Raw genomic sequence first — 26,168 nt, forward strand, 5'->3', positions numbered from 1 at the left:
GATGGTCGACGCGGACCTGCCGATCGATCGGGTGATCGACGGCCACAACGACCTCGCCTGGGCGAGTAGGACGCTGCTCGGCTACCGGGTCGCGGAGCTCTCCGGCCGGGTGACGGCCACGCAGACCGATCTGCCGCGACTGACCGCGGGCGGGGTCGCCGGCCAGTTCTGGTCGGTCTGGGTCGATCCCGTGCTGGAGGGGGCGGAGCAGGTCGTGGCCACGCTCGAGCAGATCGACTTCGTGCACCGCCTCGTCGACGCCCACCCGCAGCGCTTCGCGATCGCTCGGACGGCGGCCGACGTGCGTGCGGCGATGGCGGAGGGGCGGATCGCCTCGCTCATCGGCATCGAGGGCGGCGACCAGCTCGGCGGATCGCTGGCCGTGCTGCGGCAGTTCGCGCGGCTCGGCGCGAGGTATCTGACGCTCACCTGGTCGCGGACGATCGCCTGGGCGGACTCCGCGACCGACGAGGCGCGCCACGGCGGTCTGACGGACTTCGGACGCGAGGTGGTGCGCGAGATGAACCGCATCGGTGTGCTCGTCGACCTCTCGCACGTCGCTCCGACGACCATGCGGCATGCCCTGGAGGTCACGACCCGCCCGGTGATGGTCAGCCACTCCGGCGCCCTCGCTCTGTGCGACCACCCCCGCAACGTGCCGGACGACGTGCTCGCCGCGATCGGCGCGCAGGGCGGCGTCGTGATGGTGCCCTTCGTCCCCACGTTCGTCTCGCAGGCCCGTCGCGACTGGTGGGAAGCCGGGGAAGTGGGAGAGGCGCCGCGCGTCGGCGTCGCAGACGTCGCCGATCACCTGGACCACGTGCGTCGCGTGGCCGGCGCACACGCGGTCGGGATCGGCGCCGACTACGACGGCTCCGACGCGATGCCGGACGGTCTCGGCGACGTCTCCGGGTACCCGGCGCTGTTCGCCGAGCTGCGGCATCGCGGCTGGTCGGAGGACGACCTCCGGGCGGCGGCGCACGAGAACGTCCTCCGCGTGCTGGAGGCGTCGGACCCCGACCACGAGGCCTTCCTCGCCGGCCGCGCAGGAGAGCCCGCCGCGGCCGCGCTCGTGCCGGCGGTCGACACGACGATTCGGGAGGGGGCGCTGTGAACCCGCGCGTCCTCGTGATCGTGAACTCCGCGAGCTCCGGCCCGCGCCGCCTCGGCACCTGGCTGCGGGAGAAGGCGATCGACGTCGACGAGATCGTGGGAGCCGAGCAGCCGCTGCCCACCTCCCTGGACGGCTACGCCGGACTCGTCATGCTGGGCGGCGGGCTCATGCCCGACGAGGATGACCGCGCGCCGTGGCTCGCAGCCGAGCGCGCGCTCGCCGCGGAGACCATCGCCCGCGACCTCCCCACCCTCGGCATCTGCCTGGGCGGTCAGCTGCTCGCCCACGTGGCCGGCGGCGAGGTCGCCGAGAAGACCGGACCCATCGAACGCGGCGCGACCCCCATCCGCCCCACCGCGGCCGGGCGTGCGGACGCCCTGCTCGCAGCCCTCGGCGATGAGGCTCCGATGATCGAGAACCATCAGGACATGATCACGCGGCTCCCGCCCGCGGCGGTGCTGCTGGCATCGAGCGCCGCCGTCGAGAACCAGGCCTTCCGGCTGGGGGCGCGGGTGCGCGGCGTGCAGTTCCATCCCGAGGCCTCCGCGGCCGATCTCGCCCGGTGGGACGACGCGGCACTGCGGGGAGAGGGACGCTCGCTTCCCGCGCTCATCGCGGACGCCGAGCGCGTGCACGACCACAACACCGCGGCCAGCCGCGCGCTGATCGAGGCCTTCGCGGACGAGGTGCGCGCGGGGGTCCCGGCATGACCGGGGAGGATGCGGGTTTCCTCGTCCCGGAGGAGACCGCCGCGGAGGCCCTCCGCCACGGCCTGGACGAGCGCGCGCGTCGTGCCGCCCCGGCCGCGATCGCCGCGGTGGCCGAACGGGGAAGCGTCCGCGCAGTGCTCACCCACGGCCATCCCCTCGTCGATGAGGCCCCGACGACGCGGGACACCGTCTTCCGCATCGCGTCGATGTCCAAGAGCTTCCTGGCCGCCACCGTGCTCTCCCTTCGAGACCGCGGCCTGCTCGACCTCCACGCGCCGATCCGCACCTACCTGCCGGAGGTCCGGCTGAGGCATCGGGGTGCCGACGTCGAGGTCACGGGCGACCTGCTGCTCTCCAACCGTTCGGGTCTGGGAGAGGACAACGCCTGGGTGGACCGACATCTCGGCGCCTCCCGCGCGGAGATCGCCGCCCTGTTCGCGGGTGGGGTGCGCCTCGCGGCCGCACCGGGGACCGTCTACCAGTACTCCAACCTCGGCCAGTCGCTGCTCGGCCGCGCCGTGGAAGCGGTGACGGGGTGGGCCGTAGAGGACGTGATCCGGGAGGCCGTGCTCGAGCCCCTCGGGCTGCGCCGGACGGCGGCCGCGTCGGACGGGTACGCCCCGGAGGTGCTGGCCGGCGGCTTCCGGACCTTCGACGACGGCGCCACGTTCCGCCCCGAGCCGTTCGTGGGCTCCGGGGCGCTGGGCTGCATCGGCAGCATGTTCAGCACCGTCGACGACATCGCCACGTGGATGTGGTTCCTCGGCTCGGCCTTCACCGACGACCCGGTCGCGCCCGACGTGCTGGCTCCGGCGTCGCGACGGGAGCTGCAGCAGGCTCGCACACCGATCCCCGTGCCCTCGACGATGTTCGACGGGCGCGATCTCGCGGGGGCCGGCTACGGCTACGGCCTCTTCATCGAGGACGATCGGCGGTTCGGCCGCGTCGTGCAGCACTCCGGCGGCCTCCCCGGCTTCTCGGCGCACATGCGCTGGCATGCGGCCACCGGCGTCGGCGTCGTGGCCTTCGGGAACTCCGACGAGTTCGGTGCTCGGCGGATCGCAGGCGCCGCGCTCCAGCAGCTGCTCGAAAGGACCGACGCCCCCTCCGCGGTCCTGCACCCGTGGGAGGAGACGGTCGCCGCCGCGCGGGCTCTCGACGTCGCGCTCCAGTCCGGTCGGCCCGCCGCGGAGTACCCGTTCCTCGCCGACCACGTGCTCGATGACATCCCGGCCGATGTCCGCGATGCCCGACTGGCGACCCAGATCGAGGAGATCGGCGGATTCTGCGCGGAGCAGGAGCCCTTCGGTGATCGCGTGGTCAGCGCGGCAACGGAGGCCGAGATGCGCTGGCGGATCGCGGGGAGGCGCGGCGACCTCCTCGTCGACGTACGGCTGGTCGGACTTCCGGAGCCTCGCGTGCAGGGGGTGAGCGCGGCGGTGGTCGCGCCGGGACAGACCCTCCTCGAGGGAGAGCGCGCCGGAGCAGCCGAGCGGCACCGGATCGTCCTGCCGTCGGGCTGACCCCGGACGGCACAGATCGACCGAGTCCAAAAAACCGCCCTAGGATGGGGACATCCCGACCCGTCCGTTCTGAGGAATCCTCATGCCCGCCACCCCCGTGCGTCGCCTCCTGCCCTTCGCCGCGCTCGCCGCCGCCACCGCCCTGGTGCTGAGCGCGTGCGCCGGCCCGTCGACGGAGAGCGACGGCGGTGAGCTCGTCTGGTCGATCGAGGGCGCGAACCTGTCCGCGGGGCACATGGACCCGCAGGTGAGCCAGCTCGACGTCTCCGGTATGGTGCAGCGGGCGGTGCTCGACTCCCTGGTCTTCCAGGAGGACGACGGCACGTTCAGCCCGTGGCTCGCGAAGAGCTGGGACGTCTCGCCGGACAGCACGGAGTACACCTTCACGCTGCGCGACGACGTGACCTTCACCGACGGCGAGTCGTTCGATGCGGAGGCCGTCAAGGCGAACTTCGACCGCATCGTCGACCCGGAGACGGCGTCAGCCCAGGCGGCGAGCATGATGGGCGCGGACTTCTACGCCGGCACCGAGGTCGTCGACGACCACACGGTCAAGGTCTCGTTCACGCAGCCCTACGCGCCGTTCCTGCAGGCGGCGAGCACCGCGCAGCTCGGCTTCTACTCGCCCGCGGTGCTGGCCGAGTCGGCCGACAAGCTCAAGGCGGGCGGTCCCGACGTCACCGTCGGCACCGGACCCTTCGTGCTCACCGAGTACACCGCCGACCAGGAGATCGTCTACACGCGCAACGACGACTACGCCTGGGGCCCGCACGAGACGAAGGCGCCGGCGTTCGAGACGCTGCGCGTGCAGATCCAGCCGGAGGCGTCGGTGCGTACCGGAGTGATCGAGAGCGGAGAAGCCGACCTCGCCAGCAACATCCCGCCGAACCAGGTCGCCGGTCTGGACGACGCCGGCGTCACGGTCGACTCGGTGGAGTACCCCGGCCTGCCCTATTCGCTCTACCTGAACGAGAAGTACGGCGTCTTCGCCGACGAGAAGGTGCGGCAGGCGTTCGCCCGCGGCATCGACGTGGACGCGGCGGTCGAGGAGATCTACTTCGGGCAGTTCCCGCGGGCGTGGAGCGTCCTCGGCAGCACGACCCCGGGGTACGACGCGTCGCTGGAGGACTCCTGGCCGTTCGATCAGGACGCCGCGAACGCCCTGCTCGACGAGGCCGGCTGGACGGAGCGCGACGCGGACGGCATCCGCATGAAGGACGGCGAGCGCCTGTCCGTGCGGTGGATCGCCTGGACCCCGGTCCCCGACGACCGCGCGGCGCTGGCCAACGCGATCCAGTCGGACCTCAAGGCCATCGGCTTCGAGGTGCAGCGCGAGGAGCTGGAGCCCGGCGCCTACAACGCCCAGTACGAGCCCAAGACGTTCGACCTCACCGACTGGGGCTTCTCCGGCGTGGACGCCGACTTCCTCCGTGCGCACCTGCACACCGACGGCTTCCAGAACGCCTCGCAGGTGAGCGATCCGGAGATCGACGCGCTCCTGGAAGAGGCCGTCGCGTCGAGCGATCAGGACGCCCGCAACGAGCTCTACACGCAGCTGCAGGAGTGGAACGCGGAGTACACGGCCATCGTCCCGCTCTACAGCCCGTCGGCGATCACGGCGGTCGGGGAGCGCGTGCAGGGGCTGGAGTACGACCTCTACGGGCGGCCGCTCTTCTACGATGTGAGCCTCGGCTGACATCCGGCGGCCGTCGTTTCGAGGGAGCGGGCGGAGTGATCGAACCGTGAAGGCGGTGCTCGGCCGCGCCCTCGGGCTGGTCGCTTCGGTGGTCATCGTGCTGTGGGGGGCCGCAACCGTCGCATTCCTGGCCTTCCGGGTGATCCCCGGCGACCCGGTCTCGGTGATGCTGGGCCCGCAGGCGCAGGTGAGCGAGGCGGTCAAGGACGGCATCCGCGCCGACCTCGGGCTCGACCGTCCGCCGCTCGAGCAGTACGTCGGCTTCATCGGGCAGCTCGCCCGGGGTGACCTCGGCGAGTCGTACCAGCTGCGGCTGCCGGTGACCGAGGTCATCGGACGGCAGCTGGGTGCGACCGTGCAGCTCTCGGCCCTGGCTCTGGGGATCGCCGTCGTTCTCGCCCTCGTGGTCGCGGTCTTCGTGCGGGGCCGTGTCGGGCGCACCGTCGCCGCCGGCGTCGAGCTCGTGGTGCTCTCCTCGCCGGTGTTCTGGATCGGGCTGCTGCTGCTCAGCGTCTTCGCGTTCGGACTGGGGTGGTTCCCCGTCTCGGGCACCCGCAATCCGGCGACCATCGTCCTGCCGGCGATCACGCTCGCGCTCCCGGTCGCGGCACTGCTCAGCCAGGTGCTGCGTGATGGGTTGATGCAGGCGGAGCGGATGCCGTTCGCGGAGACGGTCCGTGCGCGGGGCGCCGGGCCGACCTGGTTCACGGTGCGGCACGGGGTACGGCACGGCGCCGCGTCGGCGGTCACCCTCGCGGCCTATCTCACCGGATCGGTCCTCGGGGGCGCGGTGCTCGTCGAGACCGTGTTCGCCCGACCCGGCCTGGGGCGGGTCACCCTCGCCGCCATCAACGACCGCGATCTCCCCGTCCTCACCGGGATCATCCTGTTGAGCGCTCTCGTCTTCGTCGTCATCAACGTGGTGGTGGAGCTCGTGCATCCGCTCATCGACCCCCGCGTCGCCGCCTTCTCGCGACCGGGAGCCGTCCGATGAGTCGGGGGCAGCGGCTCCTCCTCGGCGCCGCCGCGCTCGTGCTGGCCGTGGTCGCCGTCGCCGCCCTGTGGCCGGGACTGCTCGCCACCCACGATCCGCTGCAGACCGAGGTCCGGGCCGCTCTGCTGCCGCCGAGTGCCGAGCACGTCTTCGGCACCGACCAGAGCGGCCGCGACGTGTACTCCCGCGTGGTGTTCGGCGCGGGGCGCTCAGTCGGGATCGGCCTGCTCGCCACCGCCATCGCCCTCGCCGCGGGCCTGCTCGTCGGGGCGCTCGCCGGCATGTCGCCCCGGGGCGTGGACGTCACGCTCATGCGCATCAACGACGTGCTCATGGCGTTCCCGGAGTTCCTGGTGGCGCTCGTCGTGGTGGCCGTGCTGGGTCCGGGACCGGTGAACATCGCGATCGCGGTGACGCTGGCCGCCGCGCCGGTGTACGTGCGGCTCGCCCGCGTGCAGACCCGAACGCTCCGCGTGGCCGAACACGTCGAGGCCGCCCGCATCCTGGGCGTGCCGTCGCTGCGGGCATTCCGCCGCCACGTCATCCCGGGAGTGCTGGGGTCGCTGAGCGTGCTGGCGACCATCGGGATCGGATCGAGCATCCTCGCCGCCGCGGGGCTGAGCTTCCTGGGCCTCGGGCCGTCGGAGCCGACCCCGGAGTGGGGCCTCATGCTCGCCGGCGGCCGCAACGTGCTGGGACAGGCGTGGTGGGTATCGGTCTTCCCCGGTCTCGCGATCACGCTGACCGTGGTGTGCGCGACCATCATCGGGCGGATCCTCCGTGCGCGGGCGGATGGGAAGGACGCATGAGTGCGGCGCTGGAAGTCGAGGGGTTGCGGATCGCCTTCGCGGGGACCCCCGTGGTGGAGGACGTCTCGTTCGCCGTGCAGCCCGGCGAGTGCGTGGCGATCGTGGGGGAGTCGGGGGCAGGGAAGTCGCTCTCGGCGCGCGCCCTGCTCGGCCTCACGCCGCGGGCCGCCGAGGTCGTGGTCGACCGGCTCCGCATCGGCGGCGTGGACGCCGCCGCGCTGACGGAGCACGCCTGGCGGCGGGTCCGCGGGGCCGAGATCGGTCTCGTCTCGCAGGACGCCCTCGTGTCGCTGGACCCGCTGCGCCGGATCGCGGACGAGATCGCGGAACCGCTGCGGCTGCACCGCCTCGTGCGCGGGCGCGCGGCGGTCGCTGCGCGGGTGCGGGAGCTTCTCGGACGGGTGTGGATGCCCGACCCCGACCGCCGTGCACGGCAGCGTCCACAGGAGCTCTCCGGAGGATTGCGGCAGCGCGCGCTCATCGCCTCGGCGCTGGCCGGGAACCCCGCGGTGCTCGTCGCGGATGAGCCCACCACGGCCCTGGACGCGACCGTGCAGGCGCGGATCCTCGTGCTGCTGCGGGAGATCGTCGACGACGGCACCGCCGTGGTCTTCATCAGTCACGACTTCGCGGCGGTGCGCCGGGTGGCGGACCGCGTGCTGGTGATGAAGGACGGCCGGATCGTGGAGTCCGGCCCGGTCGCGGCTGTGCTCGCCTCTCCCGAGCACCCGTACACGCAGCAGCTCATCGCGGCGACGATGCACGAGCCGCGAGAGGAGCGCGCCGCGCTCTCCGAGGCCGTACTCGTCGCGGAGGGCTTGTCCAAGGCGTTCGGCGGGGTGCCGGCCGTCGTCGACGCGTCGTTCACGGTGTCCGCGGGGCGGACGCTGGGCGTCGTCGGCGAATCCGGATCGGGCAAGACGACCCTGGCGCGGATGCTGGTCGGTGTCGAGAGGCCGGATGCGGGCGTGTTGCGCTGGACCGGGACCCGACGCGTGCAGCTCGTACACCAGAACCCGCTCGGCGCCTTCGACCCGCGGTGGACGATCGGGCGATCGCTGGAGGAGGCTCTGGAGGCAGGAGGCGTGCCGCGCGGGGAGCGTCGGACGCGGGTGCGTGCGCTGCTCGCGGAAGTCGGGCTCGATGAGAGTCTGGCGGCGCGGCGGCCGGAGGCCCTGTCGGGCGGGCAGCGGCAGCGGGCGGCCCTGGCCCGAGCGCTCGCCGCCGATCCCGAGGTCCTGGTCCTGGATGAGCCCGTCTCGGCTCTCGACCCGTCGGTGCGGGAACGCGTGCTCCGCCTTCTCGCGCGGGTGCAGGAGGAGCGGCGGCTCACGATGGTCTTCGTCTCCCATGACCTCGACGTCGTCGGCGCCGTCGCGGACGACGTGGTGGTCATGCAGGACGGCCGGATCGTGGAGCAGGGGCCTGCGCAGGAGGTGTTCGCCGCCCCGCAGCATCCGTTCACCCGGGAGCTGCTCGCGGCGAGTGGCCCCGTCAGTCCGTGACGATGATCCCCAGCCCCGCCGCCATCACCGACGCGAGCTGCTGCACCTGCACCGAAGAGAGAGTCGCTCCGCGCAGGCTCTGGACGTCGAGGTAGGACAGCGCGTCGAGACCGCGGAGATCGAGGTCCTTCGCCCGCAGGCCCCGAGGGTCGACCTCGTCGCTGCGCGTGGTCTGGAACCGGACGCGCGTCAGTTCGGCCTGCGGGAGGTCGATCGTGCGCATGTCACAGCCCACCACGTCGACGTCTTCGGCGCGGGCGGCGCCCAGGTTCAGGTAGTCGATGCGCACGTCCCGCAGCTCGAGCTCGGCCACGCGGGCGTCACCCAGGTCGAGGGTCCCGATGCGGCCGCCCGTGATCCGGAGTCGACGGATGCTCGCGTTCCGCAGCCGGAGCGACGCGATGCGCGGTTCGGGCAGGTCGACATCGAGGAGCGTGGCCCCGGTGAGGTCGATGCTGTCGGCGTCGGCCTGCACCGCGCACTGCTCGAGCGTGGCGTACGCGAGGTCGACGGTGCCCGCGAGGTCCATTGCGGCGGCGAGGAGGTCGGCCCGGCGCGCGGCTTCACGGGGCTCCAGCACGGGCGGGAGGTCGGGCGCGGACACACGGGGTGCGGTCGGGGAGTTCGGCATCCTCCGAGGCTATGTCCTCCCTCCGACACCTCCGTCCCTTCTCCCGGGCCGAGCAGGTTCCGGCGGGTCTTGCCGCGACCTCGAAGGGAATCCGCAAGGGGAGGAGCACGCGTACAATGGCGGTACGAGCATCGATCCGGCCATCACCGGGGAGCTCTCGGAAGAACGGTCCGGCGACGGACTCAGTAGAACCGAGCGGGGCAGGCCCGTCACAGCCGCAGTGAGAGTGGTCCGTGGGTCCCCGAGCTTGTCGAGGGGATGCAGGGGCACGCGAGGTGGTACCGCGGTCCGCGAGGATCGTCCTCGCAGCAGCATCCGCCACGACGACCACTGCGAGAGACCATGACCTACCCGCGCTCCTCCTTCGGCCCCGCTGCCGACCAGGCCGCCACTGTGGCGCCGAGCCCCCGCTTCCCGCAGATCGAGGAGGAGGTGCTCGACTTCTGGAAGACCGACGACACCTTCCGCGCCTCCATCGAGCAGCGCGAGGGCGCGCCGGAGTGGGTGTTCTACGACGGTCCTCCGTTCGCGAACGGCCTCCCACACTACGGCCACCTGCTCACGGGCTACGCGAAGGACGTGTTCCCCCGCTTCCAGACCATGATCGGGCACAAGGTCGACCGTGTCTTCGGGTGGGACACCCACGGGCTGCCGGCCGAGCTCGAGGCGATGAAGCAGCTCGGGATCACCGAGAAGAGCGAGATCGAGGAGATGGGGATCGACGTCTTCAACGAGAAGGCGCGCTCCTCGGTCCTGAAGTACACGCGGGAGTGGGAGGACTACGTCACCCGTCAGGCCCGGTGGGTGGACTTCGAGCGCGGCTACAAGACGCTCGACCTCGGCTACATGGAGAGCGTGCTCTGGGCCTTCAAGACCCTGTACGACAAGGGACTCGCCTACGAGGGCTACCGCGTCCTCCCGTACTGCTGGCGCGATGAGACGCCGTTGTCCGCCCACGAGCTGCGCATGGACGACGACGTCTACCAGATGCGACAGGACCCGTCGGTCACGGTCACCTTCCCGCTCACCGGGGCGAAGGCCGAGGCGCTGGGTCTCACCGGGGTCCGAGCCCTCGCCTGGACGACGACCCCGTGGACCCTGCCGACCAACCTCGCGCTCGCGGTGGGGCCGGACATCGAGTACGTCGTGCTGCCCGCCGGTCCCGCCGGCGCCTCCGACGTGCACCAGGGGCGCGCCGCTCCCTCGGCCGACCAGCTCGCCGTCGAGGCCTCCGCACACCGCTACCTGCTCGCGAAGGACCTGCTCGGCGGCTACGCCAAGGACCTGGGCTACGAGAGCCCGGAGGACGCGCTCGCCGCGGTCGACGCCACGCTCCGCGGCGCCGAGCTTGCCGACATCACCTACGACCGCCTGTTCGACTACTACGCGGACGAGGAGACCTACGGCACGGGGAACGCCTGGCGCATCCTCGTCGACGACTACGTCACCACGACCGACGGCACCGGCATCGTCCACCAGGCACCCGCCTATGGTGAGGACGACCAGCGCGTCGCCGGCGGGGCCGGCATCCCGACGATCCTGTCCCTCGACGACGGCGGGCGCTTCCTCCCGAACGTCACCGATGTCGCGGGCGAGTTGTGGATGGAGGCGAACACCCCGCTCGTGCGGATCATCCGTGACAACGGCCGCCTGGTGCGGCTGCAGAGCTACGAGCACTCCTACCCGCACTGCTGGCGCTGCCGGAACCCCCTGATCTACAAGGCCGTGTCGAGCTGGTTCATCCGGGTCACCGACATCAAGGACGACCTCCTCGCGAACAACGAGCAGATCACCTGGGTGCCGGAGAACGTGAAGGAGGGGCAGTTCGGCAAGTGGCTCGAGGGCGCTCGCGACTGGTCGATCAGCCGCAACCGCTACTGGGGCTCACCCATCCCGATCTGGAAGAGCGACGACCCGGAGTACCCGCGCGTCGACGCCTACGGCTCGCTGGAGGAGCTGGAGCGCGACTTCGGCACGCTGCCGCGCAACCCGGAGGGCGAGGTGGACCTGCATCGCCCCTACATCGACGATCTGACCAGGCCGAACCCGGACGACCCCACGGGCAAGAGCACGATGCGGCGCATCGGCGACGTCTTCGACGTGTGGTTCGACTCCGGCTCGATGCCGTACGCGCAGGTGCACTATCCGTTCGAGAACCAGGAGTGGTTCGACTCGCACTCCCCGGCGGACTTCATCGTGGAGTACATCGGCCAGACCCGCGGCTGGTTCTACGTCATGCACGTGCTCTCGACGGCGCTGTTCAACCGGCCGGCGTTCACGGGCGTCAGCTGCCACGGCATCGTGCTCGGCAGCGACGGCTACAAGATGTCGAAGTCGCTGCGGAACTACCCTGACGTGTCCGAGGTGCTCGACCGCGACGGGTCCGACGCGATGCGCTGGTTCCTCATGTCCAGTGCGGTGCTCCGCGGCGGCAACCTCATCGTCACCGAGGAGGGCATCCGGTCCGGCGTGCGGGAGTTCCTGCTGCCGCTGTGGAACTCGTGGTACTTCTTCGCGACGTACGCGAATGCTTCGACAGGCTCAGCAACCCAGGGAGGAGCAGGCTCAGCAACCCAGGGAGGCGGGTACGAGGCGTCGTGGCGCACCGACTCGACCGACGTCCTCGACCGGTACATCCTCGCGCGGTTGGGCCACCTCGTCCGCGAGGTCCGGGCCGATCTGGAGGGTCTGGACTCGACCACCGCGTCCGCGCGACTGCGCGACTTCGCCGAGGTGCTGACGAACTGGTACATCCGCCGCTCGCGCGATCGGTTCTGGGTGGGCGTGACGGACGACCCGAAGAGCCGCGAGGCCTTCGACACGCTGTACACCGTGCTGGAGACCCTGTGCCGCGTGGCCGCGCCGCTCGTCCCGCTCATCAGCGAGCGCGTGTGGCAGGGCCTCACCGGCGGGCGCAGCGTGCACCTGCAGGACTGGCCGGATGCGGACCAGTTCCCTGCCGCCGACGAGATCCGCGACGCCATGGATGCCGTCCGTGAGCTGTCGAGCGTCGGCAACGCGCTGCGCAAGAAGGAGAAGCTGCGCGTGCGGCTGCCGCTCGCACGGCTCACGGTGGTCTCTCCGCTCGCGGCCGACCTCGGCCAGTTCGAGGACATCCTCCGCGAGGAGCTCAACGTGAAGACCGTGGAGCTCGTCCCGCTGACCGATGAGGCGGCCGGGGAGTACGGCATCAGCCACCGGCTGAGCGTGAACGCCCGCGCCGCGGGTCCGCGCCTCGGCAAGGACGTGCAGAAGGCCATCCAGGCCGCGCGCTCGGGTGAATGGTCCGAGACCGACGGCGTCGTGACCGCCGGCGGCATCGCGCTGGAGCCCGCCGAGTACGACCTCGTCCTCGAGACCACGGGTCGCCCCGAAGGGGAGGCCCTGGCCATCGTCCCGTCCGGAGGGTTCGTCCTGCTCGACACCGACACGACGCCGGAGCTGGAGGCCGAGGGTCTGGCGCGCGACGTTATCCGCGCGACCCAGGAGACGCGGAAGAACGCGGGACTTGACGTGAGCGACCGCATTCGACTGAGGCTCTCCTTCGCTAACGCCGACGATGCGGACGCCGTTGCCGCCGCATTCGACGCCGCGCGAGTCGCTGAAGAAACGCTGGCCGAGGAGTATGCCGTCGTGGATCCGGATGGTTCCATCGCCCTCGGATACGCAGCCGTGTTTGCGGCGTCGGCGGACTCCGTTGCCGATGCTGCTATCGAATTCGCCGTGGATGTTCCGAGCGGGAAGTATGCCAACCGCGGTGACTTCACGATCTCCGTAACCAAGATCGAGGTGGGCGCATGAGTGCGAGAGACCGGGCCGACGCCGTCTACGAGACGCTGCTGAGCCGAGCCGGGGAACGGTGGGTGCAGCCGCGCAAGGAGCGGACGGCGCGCATCCTCGAGTATCTCGACGATCCGCAGCGCACCTACCGTGTCATCCACATCACCGGGACCAACGGCAAGACGTCGACCGCGCGGATGATCGAGAGCCTGCTGCGCGCCCATGATCTGCGCACCGGCCTGTTCACGAGCCCGCACCTGGAGCGCTTCACCGAGCGCATCATGATCGACGGCGAGCCGATCGCGGACGAGGCCGTCGCCGACGCCTGGGACGAGATCGAGCCCTTCGTGGGGATCGTCGACGCCGAGCTCGAGGAGGCGGGGGAGGCCCCGCTGACGTTCTTCGAGCTGCTCACCGTCCTCGCCTTCGTCGCGGTCGCCGATGCGCCCGTCGATGTGCTCGTGCTCGAGGTCGGCATGGGCGGCGAGTGGGACTCCACGAACACCGCGGACGGCGACGTGGCGGTGTTCGCTCCGATCGACATCGACCATGCGGACCGCCTGGGAAGCACCATCGCCGAGATCGCCCAGGTCAAGGCCGGCATCATCAAGGAAGGCGCTGCCGTCGTCTCCGCTCAGCAGCCCGCCGAGGCCGCCGACGTGCTGCGTCGCGTGGCCGCGGAGCGTCATGCCACCATCGCCTTCGAGGGGGAGGACTTCGGGCTCGCCGAGCAGAAGCTCGCCGTCGGCGGTCAGCTCCTCACCATCCGCGGCCTCGCCGGGCAGTACGAGGAGGAGTACCTGCCGCTGTACGGCGCCCACCAGGGCCACAACGCCGCCCTGGCCGTGGCCGCGGTCGAGTCGCTCATCGGCGGCGCCGCTCAGGCGATCGCGGGCGGAGTGATCTCGGACGGACTGCAGGGCAGCACGTCTCCCGGGCGCCTGCAGCTCCTCGGCATCGCCCCCACCGTCATCGTCGATGCCGCGCACAATCCGCATGGCGCCGCCGCGCTCGCCCAGGCTCTGGACGACAGCTTCGACTTCGACGAGTGGGGACTCGTGCTCGGCGTCCTCGCAGACAAGGACGCGGCGGGCATCGTCGCGCGTCTCGCACCCGCCGCCGCGCATGTGTTCGCGACCGCGCCGGAGTCCGACCGCGCCAGCGATGCCGACCTCATCGCCGACCTCGTCGAACAGGCCGGACAGCGCGCCACCGTGCACCCGTCGCTCGCGGACGCCGCTGATGCGGCCAGGGAGTGGGCGGCTTCGTCGGATCGTCGGGCGGTGGTCATCGCCGGCTCCGTCGTCCTCGCGGGCGAGGCGATCGCGCTCTCCGAGGAGGAGGACTGGAAGTCCGGGTGGCGCGCATGAACGCCGCGGCCCCGCGTCGACCGCGCGCACCGCGTACTCTCGTCCAGAAGCTCGCCCCGGTGGTGCTCGGTTTCGAGGCGATCGTCGTCTTCCTCGTCGGCCTCACCATCTTCGGCCTGAAGGCACTGCCGGCGGGCATCGAGCAGTGGTGGGGGATCGTGGGCGGCGCCGTCGTCGCCGTGGCGTGCGTCGTCATCGCGGGCATGATCACGAAGCCCTGGGCGATCCCCGCCGGCTGGATCGTGCAGATCGTCGTGGCCCTCTCGGCCATCGCCGTCCCCGCCGTGCTCCTCGTCGTCCTGATTTTCGGCGGCATGTGGGCGTATGCGACCATCATGGGGGCCCGCCTGGACGCACGACGCCCGAGCGAGTCTCCGACCGTGCAGAACGCAGACACAGAGAGTGAATGACATGGCCACCGAAGAAACCCTCGTCCTCGTCAAGCCGGACGGTGTCGCCCGCGGCCTCACCGGCACGATCCTTGCCCGCATCGAGGCCAAGGGCTATGCGCTCGTCGACATCCGCCTCGTCGAGCCCGACCGCGACCTCCTCGCCGCTCACTACGCGGAGCACGAGGGCAAGCCGTTCTACGAGCCCCTTCTCGAGTTCATGATGTCCGGCCCCTCGGTGGCGATCCGTCTCGCGGGCAACCGCGTCATCGAGGGGTTCCGCTCCCTCGCGGGCACGACCGACCCCACGACCGCCGCGCCGGGCACCATCCGCGGCGACTTCGGCCGCGACTGGGGCCTCCAGGTGCAGCAGAACCTCGTGCACGGCTCGGACAGCCCCGAGTCGGCCGCCCGCGAGCTGGGCATCTGGTTCGACTGACCCCGATCCTCACGACGAAGCCCGTCCGCCGGAATGGCGGACGGGCTTCGTCGTTCGATCGAGCGGACTCAGAAGAGGATCCTCGCCATCTCGCCGAGGAAGTCGAGTCCCTGCAGCTGCGCCAGGAAGATGATCAGCGCGTAGGCGATGACCGTCGCCAGCGGCACCCACGGCATGAGCTTGTCGGCCGTGGCGCGGACCTTCGCGTTGCGCGTGAAGGTGCCGTTGCGGGCGAGGTGGACCATGGTCGCGAAGAAGGTGGGGATCGTCACCGCCCAGGTGACCATGCACCAGGGGCAGAGCACGAAGAGGCTGTACAGGCTCTGCGCGATCAGCCAGCACACGAGGCCGAACGCGAAGGTGATGCCGACGCCGAACGCCGCCCAGAACCACCGCGGGAACCGCGCGCCGGCGAGGATCGCGACGCCGACGACGAGCGGCGCCATCCAGCCGGTGAGGCCGATGATCGGGTTCGGGAAGCCGAACACCGATCCCTGCCACGACTGGAGGTTGACGCTGCACTGGATGAACGGGCTGAGGTCGCACCCGAGCGCTTCCTGCGGGTTCTCCAGCAGCGCGAACTTCTCGACGGTGAGCTGGAAGGCGGCGTACCAGCCGATGACGCTCGCGATGATCAACCACACGGCATAGACGACGGGGCGGGTGCGCTGCTCGCTCATGCTCGGGATTATCCCAGCGACGGCTATGGAAAGGGCGAGAACCGCCCGGAGAAAACGGCTGAGGCCGGCGGGATGCCGCGATCAGACCGATGTGGTGCGATAATGACCTGTGATGCGATGAACGGCGTTGCCGCGACACGCGTCGAGCAGACTTCGGGGCCCATGCCCCACGCGACCAGAGCCATGAGCCGGTCGCAGGCCGATTGAGTTCGCGGCACCCGCGGGTGCCGCATGAGATTTCACGGGACACGCAGTGACCCGTGCCAGGGAGCACGCCAGAGATGGCCGATGAGAACAATGACAACAACGCCCCCGCCCTCGACGCCCCGGCTGACGCCGCGGAGCCGCTGACGGCGCCCACCGACGAGGCTGCTGCAGCGGAGGCTGACGCTCCCGCGGAGCAGGCGCCGGTCGAGCACGTCTCGGCCCCGGATTCTTCCGCCGACGAGGCTCCGACGAACGAGGCGCCCGCCGAAGGCGATCAGCCTGCGGCGGAAGCTCAGTCCGCGGACGACGCTCCTGCCGAAGAGCAGCCCGCCGACGAGGCGCCGACGGAGGAGAAGTCCGCGGACGAGGCTCCTGCCGAAGAGCAGCCCGCCGACGAAGCCCCGACAGAGGAGAAGCTCGCGGAGGAGGCTGCGGCTGCGCCGGAGCCGGAGAAGCCGGCCGCCGTGACCGCAGTGTCCCTGGGGCTGCTGCCCGAGGTCTTCGTGTCGCAGGTGTCGACGCAGCTGCACTTCTACGCGCCGGAGGTGGTCCCGCTTCCCGCGCGCCCCGGTCGGGACGACCGTGCGCCGGAGCGTGACCAGGAGGAGTCCGGGGGAGGGCGCCGCGGGCGCCGTCGCCGCGGCGGATCCGAGGGCGATGACCAGCGCGAAGAGCCGCGCCAGCGCCAGCGGGTCGTCGAGTACATCACCGAGCCGAAGGCGATCAAGGGTTCGACCCGGCTCGAGGCCAAGAAGCAGCGGCGTCGTGACGGCCGTGACGCCGGTCGTCGTCGTCCGGTCGTGACCGAGGCCGAGTTCCTCGCGCGTCGCGAGTCCGTCGACCGCAAGATGGTCGTGCGCTCCAAGAACGGCCGCACGCAGATCGGTGTGCTGGAGGACGGCGTGCTCGTGGAGCACTACGTCGCCCGCAACCAGGACGCTTCGCTGATCGGCAACGTCTACCTCGGTCGCGTGCAGAACGTGCTTCCCAGCATGGAGGCCGCCTTCGTCGACATCGGTCGCGGCCGGAATGCGGTGCTCTACTCGGGCGAGGTGGACTGGGATGGCGTCGAGACCGGCAACCAGCCCCGTCGCATCGAGCTCGCGCTGAAGCCCGGCGACCGCGTGCTCGTCCAGGTCACCAAGGACCCGGTGGGCCACAAGGGCGCCCGCCTCACGAGCCAGATCTCGCTGCCAGGCCGTTACCTCGTGTACGTGCCCGGCGGCTCCATGAACGGCATCAGCCGCAAGCTCCCCGACAACGAGCGTGCGCGCCTCAAGCGCATCCTCAAGGAGGTGCTGCCCGAGTCGTCCGGCGTGATCGTGCGCACGGCTGCGGAGGGCGCGACCGAGGAGCAGTTGACCCGCGACGTGCAGCGTCTCACCTCGCAGTGGGAGCACATCCAGAAGCAGGTCGAGAGCCAGCAGGCACCGGCGCTCCTGCACGCCGAGCCTGATCTGCTCGTGAAGATCGTCCGTGATGTCTTCAACGAGGACTTCACGAAGATGCTCATCCAGGGCGAGGAGTCGCAGCGCACCATCCGGGCATACCTGGAGAGCGTCGCGCCCGACCTGCTCGAGCGTGTCGAGGCCTACGAGGACGACGTCGACCCGTTCGACGCGTTCCGCATCACCGAGCAGATCGAGAAGGCCCTGGATCGTAAGGTCTGGCTGCCTTCCGGCGGTTCGCTCGTGATCGACCGCACCGAGGCCATGACGGTCGTCGACGTCAACACCGGCAAGTTCGTCGGCTCCGGCGGCAACCTCGAGGAGACCGTCACCAAGAACAACCTCGAAGCCGCCGAGGAGATCGTCCGTCAGCTGCGGCTGCGCGACATCGGCGGCATCATCGTCGTGGACTTCATCGACATGGTGCTGGAGTCCAACCGCGACCTCGTGCTGCGCCGCCTCATCGAGTGCCTGAGCCGCGACCGCACGAAGCACCAGGTCGCCGAGGTCACCTCGCTCGGTCTCGTGCAGATGACCCGCAAGAAGCTCGGTCTCGGGCTGCTGGAGACCTTCAGCGAGGCGTGCGAGGTGTGCGCCGGCCGCGGCGTGATCGTGCACCACGACCCGGTCGTGAAGCACCGCGCGAACGGCAGCGGCAACGGCGGTGGCAACAACGGCAACGGCGGACGCCGCCAGCGCGGGAACGGCGGAAACGGCAACGGCAACGGCGGTGGCAACAACCACGCCGCGCCCGCCGCCCCGCCGGTCACCCACAGCATCACGGAGGGGGCGAAGTCGGCCCTCGCGCAGATCGCCGCTTCCACGATCGCGCCGGCCGGTGAGCCGGCCGCCGAGGTGCCGGCCGTCGAGTCCGCGCCGGCGCCCGCAGCCGAGCGTCCGAAGAAGGCGCGGAAGAAGCGCGGCGACCGCAAGGGACCGAAGACGCCGACCGAGGAACTGCTCGACTCGGTGCTGGACGCGCTGCCGGAGCCGAAGGCGCCGGGTCAGGGTCGTGGACGGCGTCGGGTCACCACCGCCGCCCTCTCCGGGACGCCGGTGTCCGTGAGCTCGGAGGGCTCAGCGCCGGTCGCGCCCGCGGACCCTGAGGCCTGAGGCGATCAGGCGCCGGACCAGCTCCTTGCCGGGGACCCGCTGGGCACCGCCCGCGACGAGCCGGGGGACAGCGTCCTCCGGGACGTCGTAGTGGTCGAGGTCGAAGGCGCGAGCAGGGATGCCGTGCGCGCGAGCGAACGCGTGCAGCTCGGCGAGATTGTCGTCGCTGACCAGGTGCGCCCACAGGCGTCCGTGGGCGGGCCAGCGGGGGTCGTCGACGAGTACGGTCACCCCGTCAGCCTACGACCGGACGCGCGACGCGGCTCACTTTGCGAGGTCAGCCGGCATCCGGTAAAGTAGTCCCTTGGTGCGCATGCCGCGTCGTCCTCGACGGCCGAAGCGGAGAGTCTTGCATTCGCGCCCGTCGTACCAGCGACGCATGCAAGCAACAGTCTTCCCGTGAGATTCTCGGAGCCGCGTGCTCCCCAACGAAACAGGTATGAAGTGGTTTACGCAGTAGTGCGCGCCGGTGGCCGGCAGGAGAAGGTCGAGGTCGGCACCATCGTTCAGCTCGACCGTGTTCAGGCTGCCCAGGGCGACCAGATCCAGCTGCCCGCTGTGCTGCTCGTCGACGGCTCCACGGTGACCACCGACGCCGACGCGCTGGCCAAGGTGACCGTCACGGCTGAGGTCGTCGGCAACCTCCGCGGCCCGAAGATCGTCATCCAGAAGTACAAGAACAAGACCGGCTACAAGAAGCGTCAGGGCCACCGCCAGGAGCTCACGCGCGTCAAGATCACCGGCATCAAGTAAGACCGAGGAGACCAGGACATGGCACACAAAAAGGGCGCAAGCTCCACCCGTAACGGTCGTGACTCCAACGCACAGCGCCTCGGCGTGAAGCGCTTCGGCGGTCAGCAGGTCCTCGCCGGCGAGATCATCGTCCGCCAGCGCGGCACGCACTTCCACCCCGGCGCCAACGTCGGCCGTGGTGGCGACGACACGCTGTTCGCTCTGGCCGCCGGTGCGGTCGAGTTCGGCGCGAAGGGCGGCCGCAAGGTCGTCAACATCGTCGCTGCTGCTGAGTGATCACAGCACCACGCTAAACATCCGGTTCGGGGCGGGCTTCGGCTCGCCCCGTCCGTGTATCTGCCGTCAGGCACCCTGAGCAACCGAAGGACTCGCACATGGTCACGTTCGTCGACACCGTCACACTGCACCTGCGTGCAGGCAAGGGCGGCAACGGCTGCGTCTCCGTGCACCGGGAGAAGTTCAAGCCCCTCGGCGGCCCTGATGGCGGCAACGGGGGCGACGGCGGTGACATCGTCCTCGTCGCTGACACGCAGACCGGGACGCTGCTGTCCTACCACCATTCGCCGCACCGCTCGTCGGGCAACGGCGGTCCCGGCATGGGCGACCACCGCTCCGGCTTCGACGGCGAGACCCTGGAGCTGCCCGTCCCGGTCGGCACCGTGGTGAAGAGCCCGGACGGCGACGTCCTCATCGACATGATCGAGCCCGGGGAGCGCTTCGTCGTGGCAGCCGGTGGCCAGGGCGGTCTCGGCAACGCGGCCTTGGCGACTCCGAAGCGCAAGGCCCCCGGTTTCGCCCTGCTCGGCACCCCCGGTTTCGAGGGCGATGTCGTGCTCGAGCTCAAGACCGTCGCCGACGTGGCGCTCGTCGGTTACCCGTCCGCCGGGAAGTCGAGCCTCATCGGCGCGATCTCCGCCGCGCGACCGAAGATCGCCGACTATCCGTTCACGACGCTGCACCCGAACCTCGGAGTCGTCCAGGTCGAAGACTTCCGCTACACGGTCGCCGACGTCCCCGGTCTCATCGAGGGCGCGAGCGAGGGCCGCGGGCTCGGACTCGAGTTCCTGCGGCATGTCGAGCGTTGTTCTGCCCTGCTGCACGTTCTCGACTGCGCGACGCTGGAGCCGAACCGCGACCCGATCTCGGACCTCGACGTCATCCTCGCCGAGCTGGCCGCGTACGAGGTGCCGGAGGGGCAGACGCCGCTGCTGGAGCGCCCGCAGTTCGTCGCACTGAACAAGGTCGACGTGCCGGAGGCCCGTGACCTCGCCGATCTCGTGCGTCCTGATCTGGAGGCCCGCGGATTCCGCGTGTTCGAGATCTCCACGGTCTCGCACGAGGGGCTGCGCCCGCTCACCCTCGCGCTCGGTGAGCTGGTCGAGAAGCACCGCAAGGAGACCGCTGTCGAGGTGCCGCGCGAGCGCGTCGTCATCCGGCCGAAGGGCTCCGTCAAGCCGTTCACCATCCGGGTCGAAGGCGGCACGTACGGCAATGTCTACCGCATCCTCGGTGAGAAGCCGGTGCGCTGGGTGCAGCAGACCGACTTCCAGAACGAGGAGGCCGTGGGCTACCTCGCCGACCGCCTGGAGAAGCTGGGCGTCGAGGACGAGCTCTTCCGCCTCGGCGCCGTCCAGGGCTCGACCGTCGTCATCGGCGAGGGTGACAGCATCGTCTTCGACTGGGAGCCCACGATGAGCTCCGCCGCCGAGCTCATGACGGCGCCTCGCGGCACGGACCCGCGTCTGGCGCCGAACGCCCGCCGGACCACGTCCGAGCGTCGCGAGAAGTACTACGAGCGCATGGACGCCAAGGCGCAGGCGCGCGCGGAGTTGGAGGCGGAGCGCCTCGCCACGTACCGCGAGGACGAGGCGTGACCGCACGCACGCGCGCCGATCTCGCGACGGCGACGCGGATCGTCGTGAAGGTGGGCTCGTCGTCCATCAGTGGCGAGTCGTCCTGGCGTATCCCGGTGATCGTCGAGGCCCTGGCGGCGGCGCATGCCCGCGGCGCCGAGGTCGTCCTCGTCTCGTCGGGGGCGATCGCCTCCGGCATCCCGTTCCTCCGTCTGGACGCGCGACCCACCGATCTCGCCACACAGCAGGCGGCGGCGGCCGTCGGCCAGAACATCCTCGTCTACCGGTACCAGGAAGCTCTGCGTCCCTTCGACATCGTCGCCGGCCAGGTGCTGCTCACCACCGGAGATCTCGAAAACCCTACGTCGCGCTCGAACGCGCGCCGCGCGATGGAGCGCCTGCTGGGACTGCGCACGCTGCCGATCGTGAATGAGAACGACACAGTCGCGACGCAGGAGATCCGCTTCGGCGACAACGACCGGCTGGGTGCCCTCGTGGCGCAGCTCATCGAGGCGGACGCGCTCATCCTGCTCAGCGACATCGAGTCGCTGTACACCCGACCGCCGAGCGATCCGGGCGCGGAGCCCATCGATGTCGTCGCTCCCGACGCGGACCTGTCCGGACTGGAGTTCGGCGCGACCGTCGTCAACAGCGTCGGGACCGGGGGAGCGGCGACCAAGGTCTCCGCCGCTCGGCTGGCTGCGGCCTCCGGGATCGGCGTCCTGGTGACGAGCGCCGACCTCGTCGATCAGGCCCTCGCCGGGGCCGACATCGGAACCTGGTTCGAGCCGGCCACCTCCTAGACTGGACGGATGACCGACCTCACCCCTCAGACGCGCTTGGAGCGAGCCAAGGAGGCCTCTCGAGCGACCGCGGCCCTCACGAGCGATGACAAGGCGCGGGCGCTGGAAGCGATCGCCGTCGCACTCGAGGCGAATGCTGCTCGGATCATCGAGGCGAACGAGCGGGATGTCGTGCGCGGACGTGAGGACGGCATCGGCGAATCGCTCATCGACCGGCTCCGTCTCGATGAGAAGCGCGTCTCCGCTCTGGCCGCAGCCGTCCGCGATGTCGCGGCGCTGCCGGATCCGGTGGGTCGTGTGGTCGGCGGCCACCGCATGCCGAACGGCGTGGCTCTCGAGCAGGTGCGCGTCCCCTTCGGCGTCGTCGGGGCGATCTACGAGGCGCGTCCCAACGTCACGGTCGACATCGCCGCCCTCGCTCTACGCTCCGGTAACGCGGTCGTCCTGCGCGGGGGAAGTGCGGCGCGTGATTCCAACACCATCCTCGTCGACGTCATGCGCTCCGCCCTCGGCGGGGCCGGCGTGACGCCTGAGGCGATCCAGACCGTGGATGACTTCGGGCGCGACGGGGCGAAGGCGCTCATGCACGGCCGTGGTCTCATCGATGTGCTCGTGCCCCGCGGCAGCGCCGGACTCATCGAGACGGTGGTGACCGAGTCGACCGTGCCCGTCATCGAGACGGGGGCGGGCAACGTGCACATCCTGCTCGACGAGAGTGCCCCGGACGACTGGGCCTGCGACATCGTCGTGAACGCCAAGGTGCAGCGTCCGAGCGTGTGCAACGCGGTCGAGACGGTTCTCGTCCACCGACAGGCCGCTCCGCGCCTCATCCCGCTGGTCGCGAGCGCCCTCATGAGCGAAGGGGTGGCGATCCACGGCGACGACGTGGTGGCCGGACTCGTCGCCAACATCATCCCGGCGACGGAGGAGGACTGGGCGACGGAGTACCTGAGCCTCGATGTCGCCATGAAGGTCGTCGACTCCATCGACGACGCTCTCGACCACATCCGCCGCTACAGCACGGGCCACACGGAGTCCATCGTCACCACCGACTCCCGGAACGCGGAGCGGTTCCTGAACGAGGTCGACTCGGCGGTCGTCATGGCGAATGCGTCCACGCGATTCACCGACGGCGCCGAGTTCGGGTTCGGCGCCGAGGTCGGGATCTCGACCCAGAAGCTGCACACACGCGGTCCGATGGGGCTCTCGGAGCTGACCAGTACCAAATGGCTCGCGCGTGGGGCAGGTCAGACGCGCGGCTGAGGACTAGACTGGGGGACGCTGTATCCCACAGGACCCCCGAGACAGCACGCCACGAACGGAGTCAGGATGAACCTCGTCGCACAGATCGCGATGGCCGCCGCAGAGACCGAGCACCACGGCAACGTGGCTCTCGACACCCTGATCTTCGGAGTCATCGCCGCGATCGTGTTCGCCGCGCTCGGACTCGTGACGCTGTCGTACAAGAACGTCGCGAACCGTCACTCGGCGAAGGCGGAGGCCTGGGCGGCCAAGCACGGTAAGGACCACGAGGCGGGACACGGCCACTAGGCCCTCATGAGCACCGCGACCACGCGCGCACCGCGCATCGGCGTGATGGGCGGAACCTTCGATCCGATCCATCACGGCCATCTGGTCGCCGCCAGCGAGGTCGCGCACTCGTTCGATCTCGACGAGGTGGTGTTCGTCCCGACGGGGCGGCCATGGCAGAAAGCCGACGTGACGCCCAGCGAACACCGCTATCTGATGACCGTGATCGCGACGGCCTCCAACCCGCAGTTCACCGTGAGTCGGGTCGACATCGACCGTGCAGGACCCACGTACACGATCGACACCCTCCGTGATCTCAAGGCGCAGCGCCCGGACGCCGAGCTGTTCTTCATCAGCGGCGCCGACGCCGTGGCGCAAATTCTCAGTTGGAGAGACCATGATGAGTTGTGGGAGCTGGCCCACTTCGTCGCGGTCTCCCGCCCAGGACACGTCCTGAGCATCGACGGCCTCCCGAGCGACGACGTCAGCCAGCTCGAGGTGCCGGCGTTGTCGATCTCGTCGACGGATTGCCGTGAGCGCGTCCGTGACGATCAACCGGTCTGGTACCTCGTCCCCGATGGGGTCGTCCAGTACATCGCGAAGCATCATCTGTATCGGAGCAAGGCATGAGCACATCGGATCAGCGAGGTCCGCTGACGCGGAAGCAGCTGCGGGAGATCCGGTTGACGGGATCGACCCCGATCATCAGTGAAGAAGAAGCGAGCGCCGCCGCGAAGGCAGCGTCCACCGCCCAGCCGCTACCGCGCGCCGCCGAGCCCGTCGTCGTTCCTCCCACCCCGATCGTCGACACGTCGGCAGATCCGAGCGCCACGCCGTTGACCAGGCGTCAGGTGCGGGAGCAGGAGAAGATCAGGACCGCCGCGGTTCCGGCCGTGGACGCCGAGCAGCCGGAGACGTCCGACGCGACCGAGCCGGCGGAGAACGCAGCGACGACCAAGGACGACGTCGTCGACGACGAGGTCACCGCGGAGCCGGTCCGCGCGGCCGACGTCGCCGAGAATGCCGGCGACATGCCGCTCGTCGAAGACCAGGCCATGCAGGCGGAGTCCGGACACGAGGACCTCTCGGCTGTCCTCGGTGTGTCCGACGATGAGCCGACCGCTGAGGAACTGCTCGATGAGGACGCGGATGACGACGTGGAGCCGGGAGAGCGCCCGACGGTCAGCCCGACGTTCGGCAAGGGAGTGCTGCAGGAGGACACTCCCGCCGAGCCGACGCCGTTCCGGCCTTCTTTCGACGAGCTGCTGACCTCGAACGACTCCGGTGGGACCCAGCACTCGGCGCCCAACGCGCTGATCTTCACGCCGTCACCCGGCGAAGGCTCGCTGTCGGGGCCGGTCGCATCCACGGGGGAGATCCTCGTGACGGGTTCGTACGAGCTGCCGAAGGGGCTGGGGTCCCAGGGGCACGCCCACGGCACCACGGATGGGAAGGATGTCGACGCCGTCCTCATCGACGGAGAGCTTCCTCCCGCGTCTTCGCCCACCCCGATCGCCGCGAGTTCCGCGGTGAGCACCATCAAGCCTGCCGGTGAGGTGATCCGGCCGCCGGCTCCCGAGAAGGGCAATCGGCTGATGCTGATCGCCGCGATCGTCGCCGGCGCCCTCGCGCTCGGCCTGGGCACGGCCCTGGTCATCGCCTTCACAGGAAACGTCTTCTGATGCAATCACCCGAAACCGCCGAAGAGATGCTGCGCATCGCCGCCGAAGCCGCCGTGGCCAAGGGCGGTGAAGACCTCGTCGCGCTGAACGTCTCCGAGCCGCTCCCGCTCGTCGACATCTTCCTTCTCGTCACCGGGAACAGCGAGCGGAACGTCGCCGCCATCGCCGACGAGATCGAAGATCGTCTCGTCGAGTCCGGGCACAAGCGGGTGCGTCGAGAGGGCCGCGCCGAAGCGCGGTGGGTCCTGCTGGACTTCGGTGACCTCATCGTGCACGTCTTCCACCAGGAGGAGCGGGTCTACTACGGGCTCGAGCGCCTGTGGAAGGACTGCCCGGTGATCCCGCTCGAAGTCGCCGAGACCTCGGCCGACAACCGCTGACATGGCGACGCACCTGCTGACCGGTGCGGGCTCCGGCATCGGCGCCGTTCTGGCCCGCCGGCTCGTGGAGCGCGGCGACAACGTCGTGGTGCTCGCGCGGGATGCGGGACGGGCGCGGCAGATCGCCGAGGAGCTGCCCGGTGTCTCGGCGCTCGTCGGCGACCTCGCGCAGCCCGGTCGTCTCTCCTGGGCGCTCTCGAAGCAGAGTCTGCCCGATCGCATCGACTCCCTGGTGCACGCGGCCGGTGTCGTCGACCTCGGAACGGTGGGGGAGCTCACCCCGGCGCTCTGGGAACAGCAGCTCGCGGTCAACCTCGTCGCTCCGGCGGAGCTCACGCGCCTCCTGCTTCCCGTCCTCCGCGTCTCGCGGGGGCACGTCGTCTTCGTGAACTCCGGCGCAGGGTTGCGAGCCAGCCCGGGGTGGTCGGCCTACGCGGCTTCGAAGCACGGTCTGAAGGCGCTCGCGGACGCGCTCCGGCAGGAGGAGGGCGAGCACGGCCTTCGCGTGACCTCGGTCTATCCGGGACGCACGGCGACGCCCATGCAGGAGCGTGTGCACCGGCAGGAGGGGCAGGAGTACGACGCTACGCGGTTCATCACGCCGGAAGCGGTGGCGACGACGATCATCACCGCGATCGATCTGCCGAGGGATGCGCATCTCACGGATCTCACCGTGCGGCCTCAGGGCTGATCACGCCGATCACACCATTCTCCTGCATCTCCTCGCACGGGTGTCAAGGCCCTTCCCTTCCCCGGCGG

At 70.3% G+C, this 26,168-nt stretch carries 25 protein-coding genes; 22 read left to right on the forward strand and 3 right to left on the reverse strand.

The window, feature by feature from the left end:
• The first annotated feature begins 1 nt into the window (after nucleotide 1).
• From CYL12_RS02410 to CYL12_RS02440, 7 genes are all read left to right on the forward strand, one after another.
• Nucleotides 2–1,114 carry a dipeptidase gene (locus CYL12_RS02410; RefSeq protein WP_199399174.1) on the forward strand — a complete coding sequence of 371 codons (1,113 nt, stop codon included), beginning with the start codon at nucleotides 2–4 and terminating at the stop codon, nucleotides 1,112–1,114.
• Entirely contained in the window at nucleotides 1,111–1,824 is a 714-nt protein-coding gene (locus tag CYL12_RS02415) for a type 1 glutamine amidotransferase (protein ID WP_101845206.1), read from the forward strand. The genes CYL12_RS02410 and CYL12_RS02415 overlap by 4 nt, the downstream gene beginning before the upstream one ends.
• Nucleotides 1,821–3,347, forward strand: coding sequence for a serine hydrolase domain-containing protein (locus tag CYL12_RS02420; RefSeq protein WP_101845208.1), 1,527 nt, complete (start codon nucleotides 1,821–1,823; stop codon nucleotides 3,345–3,347). Before CYL12_RS02415 ends, CYL12_RS02420 begins: the two co-directional genes overlap by 4 nt.
• 82 nt (nucleotides 3,348–3,429) lie before the next feature.
• Nucleotides 3,430–5,043, forward strand: coding sequence for an ABC transporter substrate-binding protein (locus CYL12_RS02425; RefSeq protein WP_101845210.1), 1,614 nt, complete (start codon nucleotides 3,430–3,432; stop codon nucleotides 5,041–5,043).
• A 46-nt stretch (nucleotides 5,044–5,089) separates the two neighbouring features.
• A complete protein-coding gene (locus tag CYL12_RS02430) occupies nucleotides 5,090–6,037 on the forward strand; it encodes an ABC transporter permease (protein WP_101845212.1) in 948 nt (315 codons plus the stop codon).
• Nucleotides 6,034–6,846, forward strand: coding sequence for an ABC transporter permease (locus CYL12_RS02435; protein WP_101845214.1), 813 nt, complete (start codon nucleotides 6,034–6,036; stop codon nucleotides 6,844–6,846). The genes CYL12_RS02430 and CYL12_RS02435 overlap by 4 nt, the downstream gene beginning before the upstream one ends.
• Complete coding sequence (locus tag CYL12_RS02440) at nucleotides 6,843–8,351, forward strand: ATP-binding cassette domain-containing protein (RefSeq protein WP_101845216.1); 1,509 nt, start codon at nucleotides 6,843–6,845, stop codon at nucleotides 8,349–8,351. The genes CYL12_RS02435 and CYL12_RS02440 overlap by 4 nt, the downstream gene beginning before the upstream one ends.
• Here CYL12_RS02440 and CYL12_RS02445 read toward each other — a convergent pair.
• Nucleotides 8,341–8,982, reverse strand: coding sequence for a pentapeptide repeat-containing protein (locus tag CYL12_RS02445; RefSeq protein WP_101845218.1), 642 nt, complete (start codon nucleotides 8,980–8,982; stop codon nucleotides 8,341–8,343). The two genes, CYL12_RS02440 and CYL12_RS02445, sit on opposite strands and share 11 nt — an antisense overlap.
• A 342-nt stretch (nucleotides 8,983–9,324) precedes the next feature.
• Here CYL12_RS02445 and ileS point away from each other — a divergent pair, with 342 nt between their 5' ends.
• Genes ileS through ndk form a run of 4 tightly spaced genes read left to right on the forward strand, consistent with a single transcriptional unit; the run spans nucleotide 9,325 to nucleotide 14,960 of the window.
• Entirely contained in the window at nucleotides 9,325–12,783 is a 3,459-nt protein-coding gene (gene ileS, locus CYL12_RS02455) for an isoleucine--tRNA ligase (RefSeq protein ID WP_101845220.1), read from the forward strand.
• On the forward strand, nucleotides 12,780–14,132 hold the full coding sequence (locus CYL12_RS02460; protein ID WP_101845222.1) for a bifunctional folylpolyglutamate synthase/dihydrofolate synthase: 1,353 nt from the start codon (nucleotides 12,780–12,782) through the stop codon (nucleotides 14,130–14,132). The genes ileS and CYL12_RS02460 overlap by 4 nt, the downstream gene beginning before the upstream one ends.
• Entirely contained in the window at nucleotides 14,129–14,542 is a 414-nt protein-coding gene (locus tag CYL12_RS02465; RefSeq protein ID WP_233486817.1) for a DUF4233 domain-containing protein, read from the forward strand. The genes CYL12_RS02460 and CYL12_RS02465 overlap by 4 nt, the downstream gene beginning before the upstream one ends.
• Nucleotide 14,543: 1 nt before the next feature.
• Complete coding sequence (gene ndk, locus CYL12_RS02470) at nucleotides 14,544–14,960, forward strand: nucleoside-diphosphate kinase (RefSeq protein ID WP_025104977.1); 417 nt, start codon at nucleotides 14,544–14,546, stop codon at nucleotides 14,958–14,960.
• A 68-nt stretch (nucleotides 14,961–15,028) separates the two neighbouring features.
• Here the strand turns inward: ndk and CYL12_RS02475 are convergent, their stop codons facing one another.
• On the reverse strand, nucleotides 15,029–15,640 hold the full coding sequence (locus tag CYL12_RS02475) for a vitamin K epoxide reductase family protein (protein WP_101845227.1): 612 nt from the start codon (nucleotides 15,638–15,640) through the stop codon (nucleotides 15,029–15,031).
• A gap of 281 nt (nucleotides 15,641–15,921) precedes the next feature.
• Between CYL12_RS02475 and CYL12_RS02480 the strand changes: the two genes are divergently transcribed.
• Nucleotides 15,922–18,408, forward strand: coding sequence for an Rne/Rng family ribonuclease (locus CYL12_RS02480; RefSeq protein WP_101845229.1), 2,487 nt, complete (start codon nucleotides 15,922–15,924; stop codon nucleotides 18,406–18,408).
• Here the strand turns inward: CYL12_RS02480 and CYL12_RS02485 are convergent.
• Nucleotides 18,373–18,639: a DUF4031 domain-containing protein gene (locus CYL12_RS02485; RefSeq protein WP_101845231.1), complete on the reverse strand. Its 267-nt coding sequence runs from the start codon at nucleotides 18,637–18,639 to the stop codon at nucleotides 18,373–18,375. The genes CYL12_RS02480 and CYL12_RS02485 overlap by 36 nt on opposite strands.
• A 213-nt stretch (nucleotides 18,640–18,852) precedes the next feature.
• Between CYL12_RS02485 and rplU the strand changes: the two genes are divergently transcribed.
• From rplU to CYL12_RS02535, 10 genes are all read left to right on the forward strand, one after another.
• Nucleotides 18,853–19,161, forward strand: coding sequence for a 50S ribosomal protein L21 (gene rplU / locus CYL12_RS02490; RefSeq protein WP_199399175.1), 309 nt, complete (start codon nucleotides 18,853–18,855; stop codon nucleotides 19,159–19,161).
• Nucleotides 19,162–19,179: 18 nt separating this feature from the next.
• Entirely contained in the window at nucleotides 19,180–19,437 is a 258-nt protein-coding gene (gene rpmA / locus CYL12_RS02495; RefSeq protein WP_025104972.1) for a 50S ribosomal protein L27, read from the forward strand.
• Between the two features lie 98 nt (nucleotides 19,438–19,535).
• A complete protein-coding gene (obgE, locus tag CYL12_RS02500; protein ID WP_101845235.1) occupies nucleotides 19,536–21,035 on the forward strand; it encodes a GTPase ObgE in 1,500 nt (499 codons plus the stop codon).
• Complete coding sequence (proB, locus tag CYL12_RS02505) at nucleotides 21,032–21,817, forward strand: glutamate 5-kinase (RefSeq protein WP_101845238.1); 786 nt, start codon at nucleotides 21,032–21,034, stop codon at nucleotides 21,815–21,817. Before obgE ends, proB begins: the two co-directional genes overlap by 4 nt.
• 9 nt (nucleotides 21,818–21,826) lie before the next feature.
• Nucleotides 21,827–23,080: a glutamate-5-semialdehyde dehydrogenase gene (locus CYL12_RS02510; RefSeq protein WP_101845240.1), complete on the forward strand. Its 1,254-nt coding sequence runs from the start codon at nucleotides 21,827–21,829 to the stop codon at nucleotides 23,078–23,080.
• Nucleotides 23,081–23,146: 66 nt separating this feature from the next.
• Nucleotides 23,147–23,368, forward strand: a complete 222-nt coding sequence (locus CYL12_RS02515; RefSeq protein WP_101845242.1) for a hypothetical protein — start codon at nucleotides 23,147–23,149, stop codon at nucleotides 23,366–23,368.
• Between the two features lie 6 nt (nucleotides 23,369–23,374).
• Complete coding sequence (nadD, locus tag CYL12_RS02520) at nucleotides 23,375–23,977, forward strand: nicotinate-nucleotide adenylyltransferase (protein WP_029989831.1); 603 nt, start codon at nucleotides 23,375–23,377, stop codon at nucleotides 23,975–23,977.
• Nucleotides 23,974–25,029: a hypothetical protein gene (locus CYL12_RS02525; protein WP_101845244.1), complete on the forward strand. Its 1,056-nt coding sequence runs from the start codon at nucleotides 23,974–23,976 to the stop codon at nucleotides 25,027–25,029. Before nadD ends, CYL12_RS02525 begins: the two co-directional genes overlap by 4 nt.
• The gene (gene rsfS, locus CYL12_RS02530) at nucleotides 25,029–25,409 is read left to right on the forward strand and encodes a ribosome silencing factor (RefSeq protein ID WP_101845246.1); all 381 of its coding nucleotides are present in this window, start codon (nucleotides 25,029–25,031) and stop codon (nucleotides 25,407–25,409) included. Before CYL12_RS02525 ends, rsfS begins: the two co-directional genes overlap by 1 nt.
• 1 nt (nucleotide 25,410) lies before the next feature.
• Complete coding sequence (locus CYL12_RS02535) at nucleotides 25,411–26,100, forward strand: SDR family oxidoreductase (protein WP_101845248.1); 690 nt, start codon at nucleotides 25,411–25,413, stop codon at nucleotides 26,098–26,100.
• Nucleotides 26,101–26,168 lie beyond the last annotated feature (68 nt).

It is taken from the genome of Zhihengliuella sp. ISTPL4 (assembly GCF_002848265.1).
GTDB lineage: Bacteria > Actinomycetota > Actinomycetes > Actinomycetales > Microbacteriaceae > Microbacterium.

Coding starts and splice junctions, on each gene's coding strand:
- CYL12_RS02535 (WP_101845248.1), top strand. CDS start 25,411: ATGGCGACGCACCTGCTGACCGGTGCGGGCTCCGGCATCGGCGCCGTT.
- CYL12_RS02480 (WP_101845229.1), top strand. CDS start 15,922: ATGGCCGATGAGAACAATGACAACAACGCCCCCGCCCTCGACGCCCCG.
- obgE (WP_101845235.1), top strand. CDS start 19,536: ATGGTCACGTTCGTCGACACCGTCACACTGCACCTGCGTGCAGGCAAG.
- CYL12_RS02425 (WP_101845210.1), top strand. CDS start 3,430: ATGCCCGCCACCCCCGTGCGTCGCCTCCTGCCCTTCGCCGCGCTCGCC.
- ileS (WP_101845220.1), top strand. CDS start 9,325: ATGACCTACCCGCGCTCCTCCTTCGGCCCCGCTGCCGACCAGGCCGCC.
- CYL12_RS02510 (WP_101845240.1), top strand. CDS start 21,827: ATGACCGACCTCACCCCTCAGACGCGCTTGGAGCGAGCCAAGGAGGCC.
- rpmA (WP_025104972.1), top strand. CDS start 19,180: ATGGCACACAAAAAGGGCGCAAGCTCCACCCGTAACGGTCGTGACTCC.
- CYL12_RS02515 (WP_101845242.1), top strand. CDS start 23,147: ATGAACCTCGTCGCACAGATCGCGATGGCCGCCGCAGAGACCGAGCAC.
- rsfS (WP_101845246.1), top strand. CDS start 25,029: ATGCAATCACCCGAAACCGCCGAAGAGATGCTGCGCATCGCCGCCGAA.
- CYL12_RS02460 (WP_101845222.1), top strand. CDS start 12,780: ATGAGTGCGAGAGACCGGGCCGACGCCGTCTACGAGACGCTGCTGAGC.
- CYL12_RS02410 (WP_199399174.1), top strand. CDS start 2: ATGGTCGACGCGGACCTGCCGATCGATCGGGTGATCGACGGCCACAAC.
- CYL12_RS02440 (WP_101845216.1), top strand. CDS start 6,843: ATGAGTGCGGCGCTGGAAGTCGAGGGGTTGCGGATCGCCTTCGCGGGG.
- CYL12_RS02420 (WP_101845208.1), top strand. CDS start 1,821: ATGACCGGGGAGGATGCGGGTTTCCTCGTCCCGGAGGAGACCGCCGCG.
- CYL12_RS02475 (WP_101845227.1), bottom strand. CDS start 15,640: ATGAGCGAGCAGCGCACCCGCCCCGTCGTCTATGCCGTGTGGTTGATC.
- CYL12_RS02435 (WP_101845214.1), top strand. CDS start 6,034: ATGAGTCGGGGGCAGCGGCTCCTCCTCGGCGCCGCCGCGCTCGTGCTG.
- CYL12_RS02465 (WP_233486817.1), top strand. CDS start 14,129: ATGAACGCCGCGGCCCCGCGTCGACCGCGCGCACCGCGTACTCTCGTC.
- nadD (WP_029989831.1), top strand. CDS start 23,375: ATGAGCACCGCGACCACGCGCGCACCGCGCATCGGCGTGATGGGCGGA.
- CYL12_RS02445 (WP_101845218.1), bottom strand. CDS start 8,982: ATGCCGAACTCCCCGACCGCACCCCGTGTGTCCGCGCCCGACCTCCCG.
- CYL12_RS02525 (WP_101845244.1), top strand. CDS start 23,974: ATGAGCACATCGGATCAGCGAGGTCCGCTGACGCGGAAGCAGCTGCGG.
- ndk (WP_025104977.1), top strand. CDS start 14,544: ATGGCCACCGAAGAAACCCTCGTCCTCGTCAAGCCGGACGGTGTCGCC.